This window comes from Christensenella intestinihominis, assembly GCF_001678845.1.
GTDB classification, from domain to species: Bacteria; Bacillota; Clostridia; order Christensenellales; family Christensenellaceae; genus Christensenella; species Christensenella intestinihominis.
In genome coordinates this window covers 1-20797 of record NZ_MAIQ01000006.1, presented here as the reverse complement: position 1 = coordinate 20797, position 20797 = coordinate 1, and the positions used below count along the sequence as shown (strand labels likewise).

The window sequence follows — 20797 nt, the reverse complement described above, 5'->3', positions numbered from 1 at the left end:
CCAATCAATACAATTTCTTATAGATGCCGTAAACCCTTTCCCGCGGAAGCTCCACATAGTTGTTGGCCATGAGGCGTCCCTGCTTCTCCATAACGTTGTCGGTAAAGGTTTCAAGCTCTTCCTCTTTTACGCCGTATTCATGCAGGGGCTTACACTGGATGATCCGGTTCAGGAGCTTTTCGAGCTCGTCATATACCACATCTTCGCCGCATCCAAGGATATCCGCGATAAACTTGTTCAGCTTCCTGATTTTGCCGTTCGGGTCAATTTCCATATATGCCTTGAACACGCCGACCAGCAGGCAGTAATTCGCTTCGCCGTGCGGCACGTGGTACGTTCCGCCGAGCGGATAGCTCATGGCGTGCACAGCCGCGCAACCCGCGTTGCCAAACGCGATGCCCGCATAGTTGCTGGCGAAAAGGAAATCCTTCAGGAGCGGGATGCGCGCGTCCTCGCCGTTTTTCGCAATTTCCTGATAGCCCCTGAGGATCATCTCGATTGCCTTATAGCCGAACATTTCCGTATAGGGCGTCGCTTTGGGCGAAAGGCTCGACTCGAGCGCATGGATCAGCGCGTCGATGGAGCTTGTCGCAAAAAACTTGAAGGGCAGGCCCCGCAAAAGCTCGGGAATCAGCACCGCGCTGTCCGCATACATCTCGTCAACCGCAAGGCCAAGCTTGGTGTGGCGGCTCTTTAATTCGAGGATGGCAATGTTCGTGACCTCGCTGCCCGTTCCGCAGGTCGTGGGGACGAGCACCAGCTCCTTATCCTTCACGATATCCACCTTCCTGTCGTAAAGGTCCAGGATGGGGCTCACATTTTTCAGCGCGAAAATCTTGGAAATATCGATGATTGTTCCCCCGCCGATGGCGATAATGCGCTTATAATCGCCCTTCATGTCGGCATACATCGCTTCCGCCATCTCGTCCGACGGCTCTCCCGCGCCATATTTTTCCTGGTACAGCACATCCGCTTTGATGCCAAGGTCCGTAAAATACGGGTTGAAGATATATTCGTTGGTGATGATGAGGTCGCCCTCTCCGATTTTATATTCCTCGCAAAACTCCTTGCAGGTGTCAAACGAAAATATTTCCGGTTTGATTGAAAGTTCTTTCATGGTTTTTCTCCTTATTAGTCCTGGTCCTCATATTTGCATTTGAATTTATTCTCGAAAAATTCGATCAGCTGCGGCCGGAAATCCGGGTGCGCAATCCGGATCAGGCGCACCGCGCGTTCCCGCAGCGTAATGCCCCGCAAATCCGCAATGCCGTACTCCGTCACCACATACTGGACGTCGTAGCGCGACGTAGTGACCGCCGCGCCCTCGTCGATGATGCTGACGACCTTAGAAACCCTGCCCTTTGCCGCCGTGGAAGGCATTGCAATAATGCTCCTGCCGCCCCTGCTCATTGCCGCGCCGCGCACAAAATCGACCTGGCCGCCCACGCCCGAAATTTGTTTGTGGCCGACAGAGGTGGAAACCACCTGGCCCATCAGGTCCACCTGCACGCAGGAGTTAATGGATACCATGTTGTCGTTCTGCGCAATCACAACCGGGTCGTTGACATAGTCCACGGGATAAATTCCCACCGCCGGATTATCGTCGAGGTAATCGTACAGGCGGCGCGTCCCCATGGCAAACGTCAGGATGCTCTTGCCGGGATGCAGCGTCTTTTTCTTATTGGTAATCACACCGGCTTCCACAAGCTCCACCACGCCGTCCGAAATCATTTCGCTGTGGATGCCGAGGTCTTTTTTATCCTTGAGGAACAGCAGCACCGCATCCGGGATTGCGCCGATGCCAAGCTGGAGGCAGTCGCCGTCATGGATGAGTGACGCGCAGTTGCGGCCGATCGCTTCCTCCACGTCGGTAATTTTCGGGTTCGGCAGCTCGAGGATCGGTTCGTCAAATTCCACAAAATCGCTGATCTCGCTCATATGCACAAAGGAATCGCCGTGGATGCGCGGCATATATTTGTTCACCTGGGCAATCACCGTTTCCGCCTGCTTCACCGCTTCCATCGTGTAGTCCACCGAAATGCCGAGGCTCACGTAGCCATGTTCGTCCGGCGGCGTAACCTGCACGAGGGCCACGTCCGGCTTGCAATTGGTGCGCAGGAGCTCCGGCTCCTTGGAAAAATAGACCGGCGTGATATCCGCGCGCCCTTCCGCGCAGGCCGCGCGCGTCGTCCCGCCGAGGAAAAACGCGTTGTGGCGGAAATGCTTTTCCATTCCCGGCGCGCAATAGGCGGATTTGCCCATGGATACCATGTGGATGATCTCCACGTTTTCATACGCGTCCGCATTTGCGACCATCGCGTCCGTCACATGCACCGGCTCGCCCGTCGCATGCGCGATAACGACACGGTCGCCCGACTTAATCTTTTTCACCGCTTCTTCCGCGGTCGTAAGTCTCGATTTATAAATCTCTTTCCAACCCATCTGGCCCTATCTCCTTTGTAATTCTTTCAATGTTTTCAGAAGTCCGTCATAAGCGTCCGATTCCGTGAGGACCGTCCTGCCATATTTTCCCGTCAGGCCGTCCACGAGGGCGCACGCGCTTTTGCAGCCGCATACCACCACCACATAATCCATATCGGGGCCGGATGCGGCGGGCACCACCTCGTCCTCCGGAAAATCCTCCCGGAGCCGCTGTGCAATATTCGTCCTGTCGTAGCGCGGGTTACACCCCCCGCAGTATTTAATCCCGATTCTCACGCTGCTCTCTTCTCTGTTTCAATATTTCCTTTGCCATGCTCCAGGTCTCGTCGCTCACGCCCGTTACGAGCACGACTTCCCTTACTTCCGGCGCCGCTTCCCTTACCGCCGACGCGACGACCGATTCAAGCGTCAGCGTGGCGGAAGGACAATTGCTGCACTTCCCGAGGAAACGCACCTTCAGAACGCCGTCTTCAAAGGAGACGGCCTCGATATCGCCTTCATGGCCGCCAAGCTCCGGGCGCACCTTTTCTTCCAGCACCCGTTCAATTTTTTTGAGCAATTCCTTGGACATAAGGTTCCCTTCTTCATGACCCGGCCTCCGCAGGCGGGCGGCACGGTATGCCGCCCCCTATGAAAGCCGATTTCTGCTTGTTCCGTAAATAGGCGTGCCCGCCGGTCTGCGCCGCATTCGGGTGCCTTGCTCCATTTCAAGCGTGCACAGGATGGATGCAGCCGTAGGATGTTCCCATTCCTTGCACCCTAAGATATGGTGCCCAGGGTGCGATTTTTGGATGCAGGTTGAATTTTTCAAAGCTGCGCAGGGCGAGATAGAACGCTTAGGTTCATCGAGGTCTGCGCGTGCTGTGGAAAAATTCAAGATGCGCCAAAAGGCGTGCCCGCCCTACTCAGAAATGTGGGCGATCTTCTTCGCCAGCTCCTTTTTCATACCGAGGTTGCCCTGGCGCGCGATCATGATGCGCTGTGCCTGCGGGCTGCCCGCTCCGTGCATGGATTCCGTACGGTAGCCGACCGCCGCCGTGCCAAGCGCAAGGTTTTCGATCAGGCGCAGGATTCTCAGGCGGTTTTCCGTGGAAACGCCCTCCACGCCTTTCAGGTATTTCTCAACGTATTTGCCGAGCTTCGGGTCGCGGAAGTCCTTTTCGGACGGGGCCGTAACCATGATGCCGCCCGCGATATCTTCGGCAAGGCGCACGATTTCATACGGGAAACGCGTGACGTTCTGCTTGCATACGTTTGCCAGCAGCAGGTCGATGATGTAGTTGCCCGATTCCGTCGGATGCCCCTCCGCCGAGCACGCGATGCCGCACGCATACAGCGTTTCGTTAAGGTGTGTCATCTCAATCAGCTTATCCTTGATATGCGAAGCGCGCGCCGCGCCGTTGTAGTCCGCGGCAACCGCAGCCGCGCCGATCAGCACGTCGCCCACGCCGACCTTGCAGCCGCCGTAGCTCTGGCGGTGATAGCCCGCGAAACGCTCTACGAGCATGCCCGCGAATTCCGTTTCCCCATCGAGGAAAATACGGTCGTTCGGAACGAACACGTCGTCAAAGATCGTCAGTGCTTCCACGCCGCCGAATTCCGCGTTCCCGACATCCATTTCCGTGCCTTCCAGCTTGCGCGTATCGCAGGACTGGCGGCCGATAATCATGAACAGGCCGGGCGCGTCGAGCGGCACCGCAAAGGAAACCGCATAATCCTTATCCTCCGGCTTCATGGAAACCGTAGGCATAACGATTACCTCGTGGGAATTGAGCATGCCCGTCTGGTGGGCTTTCGCGCCGCGGACAACGATGCCGTTCGGGCGGCGTTCCACCACGCGCAGGTACATATCCGGGTCGGGCTGCGCGTGCGGGGCCAAAGAGCGGTCGCCCTTCGGGTCTGTCATCGCGCCGTCCACCGTGAGGTCGTTATCCTGGCAGTAACGCATAAATTTCAAAAAGTTTTCATGGTAATTCGTGCCGCACGCTTTATCCGTTTCATAGGTCGTGCTGTAAATGGCGTTGAACGCGTCCATGCCGACGCAGCGCTGGAAGCAGGCCGCCGTCTGCTGGCCGAGCAGCCTTTGCATTTTTACCTTCTTAATCAGGTCGTCCGTGTTGCGGTGGATGTTTGTAAAACGGTTGATTTTCCTTCCATCCTCGAGCGTAACCGTCATCAGGTCTTCATATTCCGGCATCTGCGCCAGGTCATACGTCATGCGGACCGAATTAAGCGACGGACGGAGGATCGGATCGTCCACCGGGCTGTCGATCTTCTTGCCGAACATATATACTTCCATGTTGATTTTGCGAATACTCTCGATGTATTCTTCGCCTGTCATAAGTGCCATAATTTTGTCTCCCTTTCCATTCTTTCCTATTACCCCTCCGGCTTGCGCCGGTTGATTCCTCTACTATTATACATGCAATTATCGTGCCAAGCGATAGGAAAATGTGATTTTTTTATCAATTTTTTGTAAAAAAATATTTTTTTCCGGTGCGAAGGCAGGTTTTCAACAAAAAGTGCGGCTTTCCCTCAAAAAAATTGTGAATTCCATCCCGATTTTCCATTTGTATTTTTTTCCCAAACGCCCGCATCCCCCGGCAATTTCCAGTTCCGTTGCATTTTCGCAACAAGCTTTGGTTGGCACTAAAATTGCATATAAGAAAAAGCGCCGTGAAGGCGCTCTTTTCCAGTTCTTGTTTCATTTCTGCAACGTGTTTCATTTTTGCAACGTGCCGTATTTTTCCCGGTACTTTTTCCGTTTGCGCACAAAGGTCGCGGCGTCCATGCCAAGGCTTTTCGCCGCATCGCGCACATTGCCCGCTTTTCCATAGGCGCGTTCAATGTAATCGAGCTCGAGGCGCTCGGTTACTGCCTTGAGGTTCACTTCCCCGTATTCCTGCGGAAGCCCCGCCGCGGGCGGCGTATGCAGGAAAAAATTCCCGGCGGAGATATCCTCGGTGCTGCTCATGACCATCGCCCGCTCTACCACATTTTTCAGCTCGCGCACATTACCCGGCCAGCGGTATTCAAGCAGCGCATCCTGTCCGGACGAGGTCAGGTACTTGTTCATGTTGTACCGGCGGTTCAGTTCGTCCAGAAAACGTTCCGCGAGGGGAATAATGTCCTTCTTCCGCTCCCGCAGGGGCGGGATCGTGACGGGAAACACATTGAGGCGGTAGTAAAGGTCCGCGCGGAAGGTTTTTTCCCGCAGCATGTCCTGCAAATTCCGGTTGGTCGCCGCGATAACGCGCACATCCACCTTAATTGGCCTGTTTGAGCCGATCCGTTCGATCTCCTGTTCCTGCAAAACGCGCAGCAGCTTGACCTGCATATCGAGCGGAAGCTCCCCCACCTCGTCAAGGAAAATCGTTCCCTTGTCCGCAACCTCGAAAAGGCCCATTTTCCCTTCCCGGTTTGCGCCCGTAAAAGCGCCGCGTTCATAGCCAAACAACTCGCTTTCGATCAGCGGGGCCGGGATCGCGCCGCAGTTCACCTTGATAAAGCGTTCGTCGCTCCGGCTGCTGTTCCGGTAGATATAAGAAGCGATCCTGTCCTTGCCCGTGCCCGTTTCCCCCGTCAGGAGCACCGTCGTGTCGAGCCTGCTCACACGGCCCAGCATTCGCATCACGGACAGCATGGCCGGATCATGGACAACAAGCTCGCCGTCGCCGATGATCTGCCGCCGCATGGCTTCCAGCTCCGACACGTTTTTTTCCGACATTTTTTCATTCTGGCGAAGCTTGTTTTTCAATTCGTACAGCTCGGTTACGTCGCGCACATTGGTAATCACCAGCACAACCTCGCCCGACTCGTCGAGGGTCGGGGTGCTGGTAATGACCGCGCGCTTGCCCGTCTGGAATTCCTGCTCCAGGGTTACGGGTTCGCGCGATTCGATTGCCATCAGGGTTCCCGAGACGTTGATAATATCGTCCTTTACAAGGTCGCGCATATTTTTCCCGAGCACATCCTCGCGTTTCAGGCCGGAAATAATCTCGTAAGATTCATTGACCATAATCGTGTTCGCGCTGCCGTCGGTAATATAGATGCCGTCGTACGAACCGCCGATCACCACGTCAAGGATGCTTTTCGCCCTGGAAATGTCCGACATGATATCCGTCGCGCTGCCCTTTTCATAATAGGCCGGAACCCTTTTTTTCATAAACCCCTCCCTGGGATAAACCGATTCACGGTAGCTTATAAAGGATACGGGGATGACCGCCCGTGTTATAATCGATATCGCTTACAATCCGCCCGGCGTCCACAAGCCGTTTCAGGTAGCGCCGCACCGTAACATCCGAAAGCTTCAGCGCCTGCGCGACCTCGCGCACGGTAAGGCTGCGTCCCGGCGTTTCCCGGAAGCAATCCATAATGCGCTGTTCCCGGCCGCTGCCCGCGTCCGCGGGCGGCGCGGCGGCCTGCGCCATATGAAGCAGGTGGTCCACCGCTTCCTGGTCCGCGGTTTTGAGGCCCGCCGCAATCCGCGCACGCTGCGCGTACCGCTCGAGGCACTGCCGGAAGCGTTCGTAGGTAAAGGGCTTAATCAGGTAATCCGCCGCGCCGAGGCGGAGCGCCCTTCCAAGGCTCTCCCCGCTCCGTTCGGCCGTCACCGGGATCACGTCCGCATGGATATCGTTTTCAAGTAAATCCTTCATCAGCTCTTCCCCGGAATATCCGGGCATCCGAAGCTCGAGCAGCACAAGGTCCGCCCCGCCGCCGCGCAGGAAGCGCAGGGCTTCCCGTCCGTCCGCAAATTCGCCCGCCACCGCAAAGCGGCGGTCACGCGCCAGGTATTCCCGGCTGATATACGATACCATCGGATCGTTATCCACGATTACGACCCTGAATTGTTCCCTTTCCATAACATAATTGTAAGAGATTCCCCAAACAGTGTCAACCGAGCTTCGCGGGTTCGGCGAGGCCTTCGGGCGCTATGCCGTCCCCTTCATTTTCTGCAAAGCGTTTCAGCGTCTTTCCGGCGGCAAATGCAATCAAAAGGCTGGCGACGCCCGCCATTCCCACAACGACTGCCGGCGCGAGGCTGTCTATGCCGAACAGGAAGCCGTACATTGCCTGCCCGAGCGGGTAGGCGCAGGTGCAGAACATCGTCACAAACGACATCACCTTCCCCAGCATTTCATTGGGCGTAATCTGTTGGATAAAGGCTTGCGCGATGACCGAAAAGAGCGTCGTGCAGCACAGGCAGATCACCACGGAAGCAATAATTACTCCATAGGACATAAGCGGCATCCCGTTCCCGGCAACGGCAAAGCCGAGCGGCACGAGGCACAGCGTGGCGCCGAACAAAAACCTGCTGGCGGCGGTAAAACGCACGCGTTTCACCACCGCTCCCGCAAGGACGCCCCCCATGATGGACCCGACCGCCATCGCGCCTTCCACAAACCCGTAAAGCTGGTTGCTGAGCCCCAGAAATATTTTGACGAGATAAGGCAGGCCCACGGTGAACATCGCCGACATAAATAAATTGAGCGCCGCCACAAGCAGCAGGAGCTTTAGCATGGAGGGATTTTCACGCAGCAGGAAACGCATCGCGCCGCCCGTATCGCTTTTAATCATATCCATAATTCCCTGCTCCCTTTTCCTGGGCATAAACGGGATATGCAAAAACAGCTCCATGGTTGCCGAAGCCAGAAAGCATCCGAAGCCAACCGCAAGGATCGGCCACAGCCCGAAAAAACCATACAGGAAGCCCCCGATGATCGGCCCTAAAAGGTTGGCAAGCGCGTTCACCTGGACCACGACCCCATTGGCCCGCACCAGGTTCTCCCCGCTCGCCAGCAGCGGCACGCTTGCCTGCACGGCCGGTTGGTAAAAGGCCTGTATCAACACCATGACAAACATCAATGCGGCAATAACCGTAACGCCGCCCGCTTGAATCAAAAGCCCCAGGACGCCGATCACCGCCGCCGTAATATAATCGAGCGCGACCATAATCCGTTTGCGGCTTACGCGGTCGGCAAGGATGCCCCCGAACGGCGCTCCCACAACCATCGGGATCATGGAAATTGCAAGGATGATTCCAAAGGCGGTTGCCGAACCGGTTTGGTCCAGCACGTATAACGAAAGCGCAAAACGCAGGATCGCGTTTCCAAACAGGGATATAATCTGCCCTGCAATCATAATTGTAAAATCCCTGCTGAATAATTTATTTTTCATGCTGCCGTAATCCTTTCCTGTAGCCATATTCCTAATTTCCAGTTTTCATACCAACCGTTGGTATGTATTTATGCAAAAAAATTTGTCATTCCCCCTCCTGCATTACGGCGTCATAATAATGTTCGCATATCCCGAGCACCTCTTCATCGATGACCGGCATTCCAATCCCGTCCGCCAGCCTCTTCGAGAAACGCACCCGGTTCATGAACTCTTCCCTGCTCCAGTTAAAAAGCGCCGGATTTACCCAAATATTCGTGAGCAGCATCAACAGCTCCGCCGCCTCCAAGGGGTCCGATACGTTCATGGAACCATCCCGGTTTCCCTCTTCGATCACCTGCGCGACCATGGGGCCGGTTTCAAAGACGGATTCCCGCAGCTGCGCAACGACGATACGGGGATTTTCGAGCATCGGTAAAAGAAACGCCCGGTCCATTTTCAGCTTCGCTTCGTTTCCAAGCGAATCCAGGAACAGCTTGCGCAGCTTTTGCAGCCCGTTCAGGCTTTTATCCTTCCTGATTTCCTCGTACCAGCAGCCGTCGTCGTAAAAATCGCTGCAAATCCGGTTGAAGATTTCCTCTTTGCTCTGGAAATGATGGTAAACTGCGCCTTTGGACATGCCAAGCTCGTTTACAATATCCTGTATGGAGGTCCTGTCATAACCTTTTTCCATGAACAGCCTGCCTGCTATATCTAAAATTTTCTGGACCGTTTCTTCCGGATATTTGTTGCGCGCCATTTGTTTTCTCCTCGATACATACCAACGGTATGTATTCTATTCCTCTTTTCCTCTTTTGTCAACCTGCAAAAAAAGAACCATAGCAGATTCCCATGGTTCCCTGTTTCTCCGGGTGAAGCCGAATATGGAGCGCCGCGCCTATGCTTCCGCCTCTGCGGCGTCACGTATCCTGCTTTTTTCCCGGCGCGCTTTTACCAGCCCGGGCAGGATATTTGCCAGGGAGCCGGCCAGGATCAGCACGATCCCCAGCACCATATTATACGGGATAACCTCGTGCAGCACAAAGAAAGCAAGGAGGGTGGCAAGCATCGGTTTGAAAAAGAAGATCAGCGAGGTGCTGTTCGCGGAGGTCTTTTCCATTGCCGTGAAATAGGAGGCAAAGCCCGCGCCCGTGATTCCGATAAAGATATACAGTACGAAGCCAAGGTTTTCCAGGCTGTAGCCCGTAAAGAACGGAATATTGGCAAACGCACCGAGACCGTTTGCCGCCATCACGCCGGCAAAGGCGGGAATGTGGCTCAGGCCCGCGAAGGCAACCAGCTCGAGCGACCCGAACAGGAAGCTCATGCAGGTCACGGCAACGCCGCCGTACTTTGCGCACTTCCTCTTCCCGAGGACGCCGTAAAGCGCAAAGGTCAGCACGGAAAGCAGGGTCAGCACAATTCCCGAAACGCCGATCTGCACATGGAACGGATTGATGATGACAATAATGCCGATGACCTCGAGCATAATTGCGATTACATTGCGGCGGCGGATCAGCTCATGCAGCAGCAGGGCCGCAAGCAGCATCACAAACGCGGGGTTGCAGGAGAAGAGCACCGCAACCACCGACGCGTTGGTATCCGCAATGGCAAGCTGGTAAAACGTCATGCTGACCGCAATTCCAAGCAGGCCCAGCAGTGCGAAAAAGCGAAGGTCTTTTGCTTCTATATGCACGCCTCTTTTTTTCATTGCACTGGCCGCGAATGGAATAAGGAACACGCCGCCAACCAAAAAACGCGTCATGGTAAGCTGCATGGGGTTGAAATCCCCCGCAATTTCCTTGAGCGCGATCTCCATCGTGCTGAAAAGAATGGTTGAAATAACGATATAAATCCAGCCCTTTTTCAAAAAACAACTTCCTTCCGTCATAAACTCTATCGTTTATGATACGCCGGAAATTTGCATAAGTAAACTCAATAATATTTATATCGTATATAATTTTTGCTTATTTTAATGTGTTCAGGAATTCCTGCGCCGCATGTGAAATCTGGCCCCTGCTCCCCGAAACAATGCAAATGCTGCGCGCGGGAATCGAATGCTCTGTCTGGACCTCAAAGGCACGCCCCTTGCGGATACTGTCTTCCGCAAAAAAGCGCACGACGATTCCGATGCCCATATTGCGTTCCACAAACGGCGCGACAAGGTCGGAGGTCGCAACCTCAAAATCGGGTTCCAGCAGCGCGCCGTGCGAATGGAAGAATTCATCGAGGTAGCGCCTTGTGCTCGTTTCGCGTCCAAGGCACACAATCGGGTATTCCTTAAGCTCCTTTAAGGATAATGTTTTTCCCTTCAGGGCGCGGAATTCGTCCCCGGCAATGAAGATGTCCCTGATTTCGGCGACCTCACGCACGGAAAGGTCTTTATAGTTCTCCACGGGCGAACCCACCACGCCAAGGTCAATCTTTCCTTCCCGCAGGGCGGAAACCGTTGCCGGAGTGGAGGAATTGGTCACGCTGATTTTTATTTTAGGATGCTTTTTGTGGAATTTTTCAAGAAAAGGCAGCAAATAGAACTGGAGTGTCATATCGGACGCCCCGATGCGAACCTCGCCCGCTTCAAAGTCGAGCATACCTTCTACCTTCTTTTCCCCCAGCAGGATTTGCTCATATCCCTTTTCCACATGGAAATACAGCGCCTTGCCCTCCGGCGTCATCTGCACGCCGCTCCGCGTACGAAAAAACAGGCTGCATCCAAGCGCTTCCTCGAGCTGCCGGACAGACTGGCTCACCGCGGGCTGGGAAACATAGAGGGCCTCCGCCGCCAATGTGATGCTGCCGAGCTTCGCCACATAGTAAAAGGTTTTGTAATAATCAAGACTAACGTTCATTGCCTCAGCCCGCAAAATAGTTGACGATGCCGTTCAAAAGCCCCTGCGCGCACGTATTCTGGTAATCGTCCGAAACGAGCAGCGCCTCCTCGTCGCCATTCGAGAGGCATCCCATTTCAATATTGCACACGGGAACGGTGCTCCAGTTAAAGCCCGTCTGGTCGTCCCGCGCGACAACCCCGCGGTCGCGCGCGCCCGTGGCTTCAAGGTAGGCCCTGAAAATCGCCTCTCCCGCGGCCCGGCTCTGTTCTTCAAAGCCCTCCGCATATTCCCCCGTGGGGACAAGCATCATCGCGCCGCGCACCGACGAATCGTCCACCCCGTCGCAGTGGAGCCGGAGCACAAGGTCCACGCCTGCGTCGTTCATCATTTTGGCGCGTTCCTGGTTGGAAATATCGACGTCCGCCGTCTCATGCGTCATGACAACCTCCGCGCCGTTTTCCTCCAAAAGGTCGCGCAGCTTCAGCGCCACTTCGAGATTCACCTGGTATTCCGGCGTGCCGGTATTTTTGCCGTCCGCGCCCGAGGTAACCTTATTTTTTGTTGTCGACGAGCCGGGAGCGGCGGCCTCCTGACCTGAATTCCCCTTCCTCTGGTGCCCCGGGTCGAGCCCGATTTTCACCCCCGAAAGCGGCAGGGTACATTCCTTTGCATCGTCCGCATAAACCCGCGCCAGCGTCTCCTCTCCCGCAATACCGTCCTCGGCAATTCCGTTCTGCCTCTGGAAAAGGCGAACCGCTCGCTCGGTCGCCGGGCCAAACTTCGTGGTATATTCCCCGATCTTTAAATACCCAAGCTCGCCCAGGCGCTGCTGCAGCGCCTTCACCGCATCGCTTTCCATCCCGCTTTTAAGCGTCGGATCGGGCGTTGGGGTCGGCGAAGGCGAAGGCGACGGCACAGGGGCAGGGGCAGGCGAGACCTCCGGCGTTTGTGTCTTTTGCGCCTCCGTCTGCGCCGCACCGGGCTGCACCGGAGCCGTTTCCTCCGGCTGGGCCGCGCACGCGGCGATTCCCATGCATAATATCATACAAATCAATATGATCCAGGTTTTCCTCATTGCTTCACATTCCTTTCGTATATCGTTATTATAGCCACACTTCGCCGATTACACAATGCCGCGCTTATGTATTTCCAGTCCTTTTCCTCCACTTGCTCCTATTCATTTTTTCTGTTATCATTTTTAAGAAACAGGACTTATATCTACATATATCGGGGGAACGTTCATGGTGAATGATATCAAGAAGGAACTGCTTCGTTTTTTTTGCCGTCCAGAGGTTATCATTATTTTAATTGCGACTGTTTTGAGGATCATTCTCGCTAATATGGCCGGTATCTGGTTCCCGTCTTCCGCCGGCGAGGATGACAGATTACTGGTAGAATATGCTATCCTTCCCGGTCACTTCGGCGCCCCCAATATTATGTCTCTGGTCAAAACGATGTCGTTTCCTCTTTTTCTGGATTTTGTTCACCTGACAGGTATGACTTATTCTACGGTTATTACGATATTCTGGATCGTTGCAGCCGTATTGGCTGTATACTGTTTTCGACAAATCAACTCGAACAGATGGTTTTTACTATTTACCTACCTGTTTATTTTGTTCACTCCGGCCGCGTTCGATGTGATGACGGGAACGCGGCTCTATCGCAACGCAATCATCGTCCCGTTTGTATTTATTTGCTTTTTGTTAATGCTAATCATCCTTTTTAAAACTATCCAAAATAAGAATTTAACAGCCAAGGATATTCTTTGCCCTTCCATTTTTCTTGGGTTCTTTTTTCTCTTTACATATTATATAAAAGAAGATGGCATCTGGCTTCTGCCCTGCCTGTGTCTCGCAATATTTGTTGTTATATTGATCTCCGTAATCCGCTTTGCAAAAAAACAAAAAGGCAGTCGGCGAACAAATAGCTTTGTCCGCCTGACAGCCACTTTTCTGGTTCCGTTAATTATTTTTTCTGCGGGAACGGAACTCTACAAAGCAATTAATCTCCGCTATTTCGGCGTTGCAGAAATTAATACGCGTACGGAGGGTGAACTGGGGAAATTCGTTTCCAATGTTTATAAAATCGAATCCGAAAAACGGACGACGCAAATTTGGGCTCCTTATGACGCAATTCAAAAAGCCTTCGATGCTTCTCCAACCTTGCAGGAATACCCGGATTTGGAAGATCAGATTATGCACACACCGTGGTTTAGTAACGATATTGTCCAGGACCCGATTCCCGGGGATTTCCTGACATGGGTATTGCGTACGGCCCTCAAGGATACCGGTATCTGGCAATCGGAAAAACAGATGAATGATCTTTTTGCAAAAGTGAATACTGAACTTGCGGCCGCTTTTGAAAATGGTGAATTGCAAAAGGACAATTCTTTCCAGATAAGCGCTTCCGGCGGCGGCAGAACCTTCGATGAAATCCTGCAGCTCAAAACGCCTATTAAGAGAGAATACGAAAGCGCTGTTTTCCTTAACGCCTATGAACCCGGCGGAAAAGCTGAGAGCGACTATACTGATCCTGCATCCTGCGAATATGCTACGTTGCTGACTCATACTAACCTTTTGTGGCTCAATGACACTACGATCAAAGTTGCGGAGACGGAAACTGCCAATCGGGTCATTTCTCTCATTTTCAAAATATATTCTGTTCTTAATCCTTTGCTTCTCGTACTTGCCGCTATCGGCTTCGTTACTGCTATAATCCGTTTGATACGTAGAAAAAAGAACAAAATGAAAAAGACAGATTGCAACTTGCTTCTCGGGTCTGTTCTTACAATGTTCGTACTCTTCGGCATTGGCTTCATGTATGCCTTCTCAATCGCCTGGTTCTCGGAATTTGTCTGGCTGCGCGCCGGCATGGATGATTGGATTCTCAAATTCTATAGCATCGGCCTTGTTCCTTTACTGTCGTTATTCTACTTATTCGGGCTTTCTCTTTTCACAAAAAATCTGGCTCAAGTGATCACGACAAGACGATCCAAAAAAAATGCTCTGGCAAAACCATCGTGATGAGGAAATGATTCTAAATGCCTTCCGGCAGGTATTGATGCGTCTGTACCGGTAGTTGTCCGCATTAGATTGAATGGGCTCGCAATGGCTTTTATTTCATGGGCAAACAGGCCTTTTATAGTATGTTATACTATAATAAAAACGGATCGGATGGTATTTTGAATGAAAGCACTTATTACGGGCGCAAGCTCGGGAATCGGGCGGGATATCGCCAGGGAGCTCTCCAAACGGGGATACGATTTGATTATCAGCGCACGGCGGGAAGATCGCCTCCTTGCGCTCAGGGAAGAAATCAAAACGGATGTCCGTATCATTACCGCCGATTTATCCGGACGGGAAGAATGCATGCGCCTTTATGAGGAGGCACGCGGGGAGGATATCGATATTCTGGTCAACAATGCCGGCTACGGCGTATTCGGCGCGTTTGACGAGACAGAGCTCGCGCAGGAAATCAGTATGCTCGACGTCAATATTTTTTCCGTGCATATCCTCACCAAATTGTTCCTGAAGGATTTTATTAAAAAAAACAGCGGATATATCCTGAATGTCGCCTCCTCGGCCGGTTTTATGCCCGGCCCTCTTTTCGCTTCCTATTACGCTTCCAAGGCATACGTCCTGCGCCTTACCCAGGGAATCCGCGAAGAGCTTAAAAAAGCAGGCCGCAGCGTCTATATCGGCGCCCTGTGCCCCGGTCCGGTCAATACGGAATTCAACGACACGGCAGGCGTGCAGTTTGGTATGCACGGGCTTTCCCCGGAATATGTCGCGGAATACACTGTCAAAAAAATGTTCAGTGGGAAAACGGTCATCGTCCCCGGCGCGGTTATGAAGGTGACACGCTTTTTCGCAAAGCTTTTGCCGGACAGCGTCGTCGCGAAAATGGCATACGGTATCCAGAAAGGAAAACAGGGAAAATAAGTTTTTCCGTTTGGGCTTTGTTTATCAGTACAATATAAATTAAAAGCAATGGAGGGACAGGCATTGGAAATCGCAATGGTAACGGGCGCGTCTTCCGGCATGGGAAAGGAATTTGTTAAACAGCTTTCCGGCATGGGCGGCCTTGACCAGATATGGGTGGCCGCGCGCAGGGAAGAACGTTTGAAAGGGCTCGCCCGAGAGGTCGGGACGCCCCTGCGTATTTTCGCATGCGACCTGACGCAGCCCGCCGGGATCGGCGAAGTCAAAGCCGCGCTCTCTGCGGAACGCCCGCATATCCGCTATCTTGCGAATTGCTCCGGCTTTGCCAAATTTGGAGCCTTCGACGCAATAAGCGAAGCGGACTCCCTCGCGATGATCGACCTCAATGTACGCGCCCTTGTACAAATGACCCTTGCCGCGGTTCCCTATATGGAATCCGGCGGGCATATCCTCGAGATCGCTTCCACAGCCGCATTCCAGCCGCTCCCCGATATGAATATATACGCCGCCACAAAAGCGTTTGTATTAAGCTATTCCCGCGCCCTGAACCGCGAGATCGGCAAGCGCGGGGTCACTGTAACGGCGGTGTGCCCGGGCTGGACAAAAACCGAATTTTTTGACGTTGCCAAAAAAGATGCGGACGCAGGCGCGGTGCGGAACTTCTTGTTCCCCTCCCTGCCTCAAAATGTTGTCGCGCGGGCATTAAAGGATGCGCAGAAAGGCCGCGAGCTTTCCGTATACGGAATTTTCAACAAGCTTCACCTGTTTTTTGCAAAAATCCTTCCCGCAAGTTCGGTCATGACGCTTTGGGACGCCATGAAATAAGCGCAATCCAGAATAAACTCTTTCAATACCGCTTTTGCATCCATAATAAAAAACCTCCTCATTTCTTGCAGACACACAAGATATTAAGAAGGTTTTATTGCACATCGTAGTTCAGTAAGCCCCAACCGCATGGCGCACGTCGCCGCCTGTTGGCGGTATACCATAGCCCACGCTGTACCACTTGCGCATCATACGGCTATAACCCGCATGGCTGTGCGGTTTTTACTCTTCCTCCGGCAAATCCGCATTGTGGTAAACGTTCTGCACGTCGTCGTTATCCTCGAGCATATCGAGCATCTTTTCAAACTTCACCTGCTGCTCTTCGTTGAGCGCGGTGGTGGTTTGCGGGACCATATCGATCTCCGCCGAGAGGAATTCATAGCCCTGTCCTTCGAGCGCTTCGCGAACCGCCGAAAAATCCTCCGGAGCCGTTGTAATCTCATACGCGCCGTCTTCCGCCGAAAAATCCTCCGCACCCGCTTCAAGCGCCGCTTCCATCACGGTATCCTCGTCGCCCGCTTCCGCGTCGATGACAATCACGCCTTTTTTATCAAACATAAACGATACGCTTCCGTTGGTGCCAAGGGACCCGCCAAACTTATCGAACGCATGCCGAACCTCGCCAACCGTCCTGTTTTTGTTGTCCGTCATGGTTTCAACAATTACCGCAACTCCGCCGATCCCATAGCCCTCATAGGTCAGCTCTTCATAATTGATGTTGCCAAGCTCGCCCGACGCCTTTTTTATCGAGCGCGTCACATTATCATTCGGCATATTGTTTGCCTTTGCCTTGGCAATAACATCACGCAGCCGCGAATTGCTCGCAGGATCAGGCCCGCCCAGCTTAACCGCTACCGCAAGCTCCCTCCCTATTTTCGTAAAGACCTTGCCGCGCGCCGCGTCGGCCTTGCCTTTCTTGTTTTTGATCGTTGACCATTTGGAATGTCCGGACATAAAATTCACCTCAAATATAATCTGATAAGGGAAACCTCCCTTTTTATTACCCTAATGATAGTACCATAACTTCGGTTTCTTGTAAATGTTGCGCCGCATGCATCTATGAATAATTTGTGAAAATCATTTATTTAAACCCTGTTTTATGCTAAAATGTTTTTATGTATAGGCATGGCCCATGCATTTTCCCATGCTATGGAGGTAACAAATTTTATGGCTCCGAAAAAAGAGTTTCAGGATAAAGCAAAAGAATTAGGCGGCAAAGCCAAAGATACGGTAAAATCTGTCGGGAAAAAACTCGGCGGGTTCGGCTCGAAGATAAAGGGCTTCTTTGCGCTGGACGAAAAAGAAACGGGCGACAGTATATCCGGCGCGCAGAAAAAGGCGGAAAAACCACCCGTTGTAAAAACCAGGCCTGTTCGTCCCGCATCAAAGCCGGAAGTAAAACAGGCCGCCGACAGGGAAAAAACACAGTCGATCAATATCCTTTCCGTTCCTGACGATAAAAAGGCCAAGAAGCAGAAACCACCGCAGCCAAAGCAGCCGGCAGAGAAACCGCTGCAGTCGTCGTCAGAACAGCCGGACAAAAAGCCGCAGCAGCCAAAGCCGCCGAAACAACCGGCAAAGAAACCGTTGCAGCCCGCACAATCGGGGCAGCCTGTGAAAAAAACGGCGCAGCCGAAGCAGCCGACGGAAAAGCCGAAAAGAAAGCCGCTGCAGCAACCTCCTGTGAAAAAGGCGGCGGAAGCGCCATCCGAGGAAACCGTTGTTTTCACGGACGATATGACCCGCCAGTTTTCCCCTGACAAGGTGAAAAAGCCTTTGCCGCTGCAGGGCAAAAAGCCGACTCCCAAAAAAGAACTGACACAGCCGGTTCCGGTTGCGGGAAAACGTTCTATTTTCAAGCCGCGCGAAAAGAAACCGAATTTTGCGCTCGGCGTGATTCTTACCACAATTAAAATGTCTTTTGTCGCCATCGTTGTAGCCGTCGCAATTGTGTTCGGCTCTGTGATGGGCGTTGCGAACGCATATCTCGGGACAACGCCCGAGCTCGACGTTTCCAAAATTGAGAACCAGAGTGAAAATACCAAAATTTATGATTCCAACCAGGTAGAGCTTGCAACCTACACCGGCCTTGAAAACCGGGAATGGGCCAACCTCGAGGAAATTCCCACGGATTTGCAGAACGCGGTTATCGCCGTGGAAGATATTCGTTTTTACGATCACAACGGCGTCGATTTCCGACGTCTTTTGGGCGCGTTCGTTTCCAACCTTTCGTCCAGCAAAACAGAGGGCGGCAGTACGATCACACAGCAGCTCGTGAAAAACGAATTGCTGACCAATGAGCGGTCATATAAACGCAAGCTGCAGGAAGCCTACCTCGCTACGGAGCTTGAGAAGGCGTACAGCAAGGATGAAATCCTCGAGGCATACCTGAACGCAATTCCCCTGGGGGGAACGGTTTACGGCGTGAAGGCTGCCGCAAAGGATTATTTTGGCAAAGAGCTTTCGCAGCTTAACCTGCGGGAGATGATCTGCATTGCCGCCATCACCCAGAATCCGACGAAATACAGCCCGCGGCGGGCGACGTATACCAAGCCGGAAAACCTGCCCGGCCTGATTAACCGCATGAATATCATTGCCGAGCGTATGTACTGGAACGGCAAGCTGACCAAGGAACAGTATGAAGGGGTTGTGACTCCTGCCGAGAAATACCTCGCGCCTTCATGCCTCGAGCAGGACAGCAGCGGCGCCTGGAAGCTGAAGGAAGGCGCGGATATGGTCCTTCGGGACGGGTATCTCGATACGTGGAAAGCGGAAATGAACATTCTCGAGGAATCTCCGGCGAATTCTATGTATCCTTATCCGCATTTTATTGAATATATGATTTACGACGTCCAGAATTTCATGATGGATAAGGAAGGGCTTGAGCATACCAAGGCAAACCGCCAGAAGGTGGATAAGGAACTGCGGTCGGGCGGATATCAAATTTATGCGACGATCGATCCAAATATCCAGCAAACCGTGCAGGATACCCTCGCTACCTGGGATGATTATCCGGATATGGAAGACAAAATGGAAACCAATTCAGCCGGTGAAACCATCGGTATCCCACAGCCGCAGGCTGCCGCCGTGGTGATTGAGAATTCCTCCGGCCAGCTTAAGGCGATTATCGGTTCGCGCGAAGCGCCCGACCAGATGCTGACGTTTAACCGCGCATATGAAGGGAAAAAGCAGGTCGGTTCTTCCATCAAGCCGCTTTCCGTATATGGTCCTGCGTTCGAGCTCGGTTACGGGATTACCTCCTATGTTCCCAATATTGATATGCCCATTCATGGCTGGCTTGATAAGAACGGTGAAGACTCCAGTCCCAGTCACACCTACGGCGACGAACCGGTAACGATCAAGGATGCGATCGTCCATTCGATGAACGTAGCTGCCGCGCAAACGATCACAAACTATGTAGGTATCGATAATTCCGTGAATTATCTGTATAAGCTCGGTGTTTCGGAAGAAAGCCTTGTCGATCCCGAAACCGGCTACAGCACGAAGACAGGTTCCGGCCTTGCAATGGGCGGTTCCAACATCACTCCCATCGAAATGGCGGGCGGTTACGCAACCATCGCGCGCGGCGGCGAGTATAAGCAGCCCGTCTCCTTCACCAAGGTGCTCGATTCGGATGGCAATGTTGTGATCGATACGGAAACCGACCGCGAGGTCCACGAAGCGTTTACGCCGGCGACCTGCTATATGCTGACCGAAGCCCTCGAGGAAGCCGTGGTATCCGGAACCGGAAGCCGGGCAAGGCTCGACGGCATGACCACGGCGGGTAAAACAGGGACAAACGCGGATAACTACGGCGTTTATTTCGCCGGTTATACGCCCTATTATACTTCCACATTGTGGGTGGGCAATGATATCAACAACATCTCCATGGGCTCGTCCGCGTCGCGCATCAGCGCCCCGCTTTGGAAGGCTTATATGCAAAAAATCCACGAAAACCTCGAGGATAAGGAAATTGCGGCGGCTTCCGGTACCGACGAGGACTATGGGATTATTGAGGTCACAGTATGTAAATATTCAAACAAGAGGGTATCCAGTTCCGCCTGTGAAGCGGTCACGGCGCGCATGCCTGCGAACAGCCCGCTCCTTAACGAGGAATGCGACGTATGCCAGTATTCGACAAGCGAAAGCATCAAAATGTGCGGCGTATCGCATATGCGTTTTGTGGAGGGCAAGTGCCCGGAAGAATTTGCATATAGCTACCCTGTCAGTTACCGCACCTTTGCGGAGGGCTCGCCCTACTATGGCTGGCGCTCGGGCGGCGGCGTTTCCGCCACGCTCAACGAGGATGGTTCCGTCGCCGAAGACCCGACGCAATACTGTACCGATCCGCATCTCCCGGTTGCCACGCCAACGCCCGCGCTCCCCGGCACGCCCAGTACGCTGCCGCCGACAACCCCCGACCCGGGGCCGACGGACGAGCCGACAGAACCAGTGCCGGAACCCCCGGTTGTACCCGAGGGGGAATAATCCTGTTACCACAAGATCAAAGGTTCGCATTTTAAAAAATGCGAACCTTTTTTATTTCGTCTAATCATAACTGCGCGTTCAACGCGCAGTTTGCACTAACCCTGTAAGGGTATT

General features: G+C 53.2%; 17 protein-coding genes. 4 read left to right on the top strand and 13 right to left on the bottom strand.

All coding sequences use genetic code 11. The features are described from left to right. Positions 1-4: 4 nt before the first annotated feature. The 12 genes from BBD38_RS09015 to BBD38_RS14300 all read right to left on the bottom strand — a co-directional run bounded on the left by BBD38_RS09015 (position 5) and on the right by BBD38_RS14300 (position 12504). Positions 5-1117: a 4-hydroxybutyrate dehydrogenase gene (locus BBD38_RS09015; RefSeq protein ID WP_066687108.1), complete on the bottom strand. Its 1113-nt coding sequence runs from the start codon at positions 1115-1117 to the stop codon at positions 5-7. 14 nt (positions 1118-1131) lie between these two features. Then, the gene (locus tag BBD38_RS09010; protein ID WP_066687106.1) at positions 1132-2442 is read right to left on the bottom strand and encodes an acetyl-CoA hydrolase/transferase family protein; all 1311 of its coding nucleotides are present in this window, start codon (positions 2440-2442) and stop codon (positions 1132-1134) included. Positions 2443-2448: 6 nt separating this feature from the next. Continuing rightward, the gene (locus BBD38_RS09005) at positions 2449-2718 is read right to left on the bottom strand and encodes a hypothetical protein (RefSeq protein ID WP_066687104.1); all 270 of its coding nucleotides are present in this window, start codon (positions 2716-2718) and stop codon (positions 2449-2451) included. Further along, a complete protein-coding gene (locus BBD38_RS09000) occupies positions 2702-3013 on the bottom strand; it encodes a NifU family protein (RefSeq protein WP_066687102.1) in 312 nt (103 codons plus the stop codon). Before BBD38_RS09000 ends, BBD38_RS09005 begins: the two co-directional genes overlap by 17 nt. Before the next feature lie 330 nt (positions 3014-3343). Next, a complete protein-coding gene (locus tag BBD38_RS08995) occupies positions 3344-4792 on the bottom strand; it encodes a 4-hydroxyphenylacetate 3-hydroxylase family protein (protein WP_066687094.1) in 1449 nt (482 codons plus the stop codon). Between the two features lie 372 nt (positions 4793-5164). Beyond that, positions 5165-6607 (bottom strand): sigma-54 interaction domain-containing protein, encoded by a 1443-nt coding sequence (locus BBD38_RS08985; RefSeq protein ID WP_066687090.1) that lies wholly within the window; start codon positions 6605-6607, stop codon positions 5165-5167. A gap of 25 nt (positions 6608-6632) precedes the next feature. Beyond that, entirely contained in the window at positions 6633-7307 is a 675-nt protein-coding gene (locus tag BBD38_RS08980) for a response regulator (RefSeq protein WP_066687088.1), read from the bottom strand. 31 nt (positions 7308-7338) lie between these two features. After that, complete coding sequence (locus tag BBD38_RS08975) at positions 7339-8649, bottom strand: MFS transporter (protein WP_235829121.1); 1311 nt, start codon at positions 8647-8649, stop codon at positions 7339-7341. A gap of 58 nt (positions 8650-8707) precedes the next feature. Beyond that, entirely contained in the window at positions 8708-9358 is a 651-nt protein-coding gene (locus BBD38_RS08970; RefSeq protein ID WP_066687086.1) for a TetR/AcrR family transcriptional regulator, read from the bottom strand. A 138-nt stretch (positions 9359-9496) separates the two neighbouring features. Next, on the bottom strand, positions 9497-10468 hold the full coding sequence (locus BBD38_RS08965) for a DMT family transporter (protein WP_066687085.1): 972 nt from the start codon (positions 10466-10468) through the stop codon (positions 9497-9499). A 97-nt stretch (positions 10469-10565) separates the two neighbouring features. Further along, positions 10566-11447: a LysR family transcriptional regulator gene (locus BBD38_RS08960; RefSeq protein ID WP_066687084.1), complete on the bottom strand. Its 882-nt coding sequence runs from the start codon at positions 11445-11447 to the stop codon at positions 10566-10568. Positions 11448-11451: 4 nt separating this feature from the next. Next, on the bottom strand, positions 11452-12504 hold the full coding sequence (locus tag BBD38_RS14300; RefSeq protein WP_082989582.1) for an N-acetylmuramoyl-L-alanine amidase: 1053 nt from the start codon (positions 12502-12504) through the stop codon (positions 11452-11454). 166 nt (positions 12505-12670) lie between these two features. Between BBD38_RS14300 and BBD38_RS08950 the strand changes: the two genes are divergently transcribed. The 3 genes from BBD38_RS08950 (at position 12671) to BBD38_RS08940 (ending at position 16195) form a co-directional block, all read left to right on the top strand. Further along, positions 12671-14452, top strand: a complete 1782-nt coding sequence (locus BBD38_RS08950; protein ID WP_066687082.1) for a hypothetical protein — start codon at positions 12671-12673, stop codon at positions 14450-14452. 162 nt (positions 14453-14614) lie between these two features. Continuing rightward, the gene (locus tag BBD38_RS08945; protein ID WP_066687079.1) at positions 14615-15370 is read left to right on the top strand and encodes an SDR family NAD(P)-dependent oxidoreductase; all 756 of its coding nucleotides are present in this window, start codon (positions 14615-14617) and stop codon (positions 15368-15370) included. A gap of 63 nt (positions 15371-15433) precedes the next feature. After that, positions 15434-16195, top strand: coding sequence for an SDR family NAD(P)-dependent oxidoreductase (locus BBD38_RS08940; protein ID WP_066687076.1), 762 nt, complete (start codon positions 15434-15436; stop codon positions 16193-16195). Between the two features lie 222 nt (positions 16196-16417). Here the strand turns inward: BBD38_RS08940 and BBD38_RS08935 are convergent, their stop codons facing one another. Further along, on the bottom strand, positions 16418-17149 hold the full coding sequence (locus BBD38_RS08935) for a YebC/PmpR family DNA-binding transcriptional regulator (protein ID WP_066687073.1): 732 nt from the start codon (positions 17147-17149) through the stop codon (positions 16418-16420). A gap of 213 nt (positions 17150-17362) precedes the next feature. Between BBD38_RS08935 and BBD38_RS08930 the strand changes: the two genes are divergently transcribed. Further along, a complete protein-coding gene (locus tag BBD38_RS08930) occupies positions 17363-20683 on the top strand; it encodes a transglycosylase domain-containing protein (protein ID WP_066687070.1) in 3321 nt (1106 codons plus the stop codon). The last annotated feature ends 114 nt before the right edge of the window (positions 20684-20797 follow it).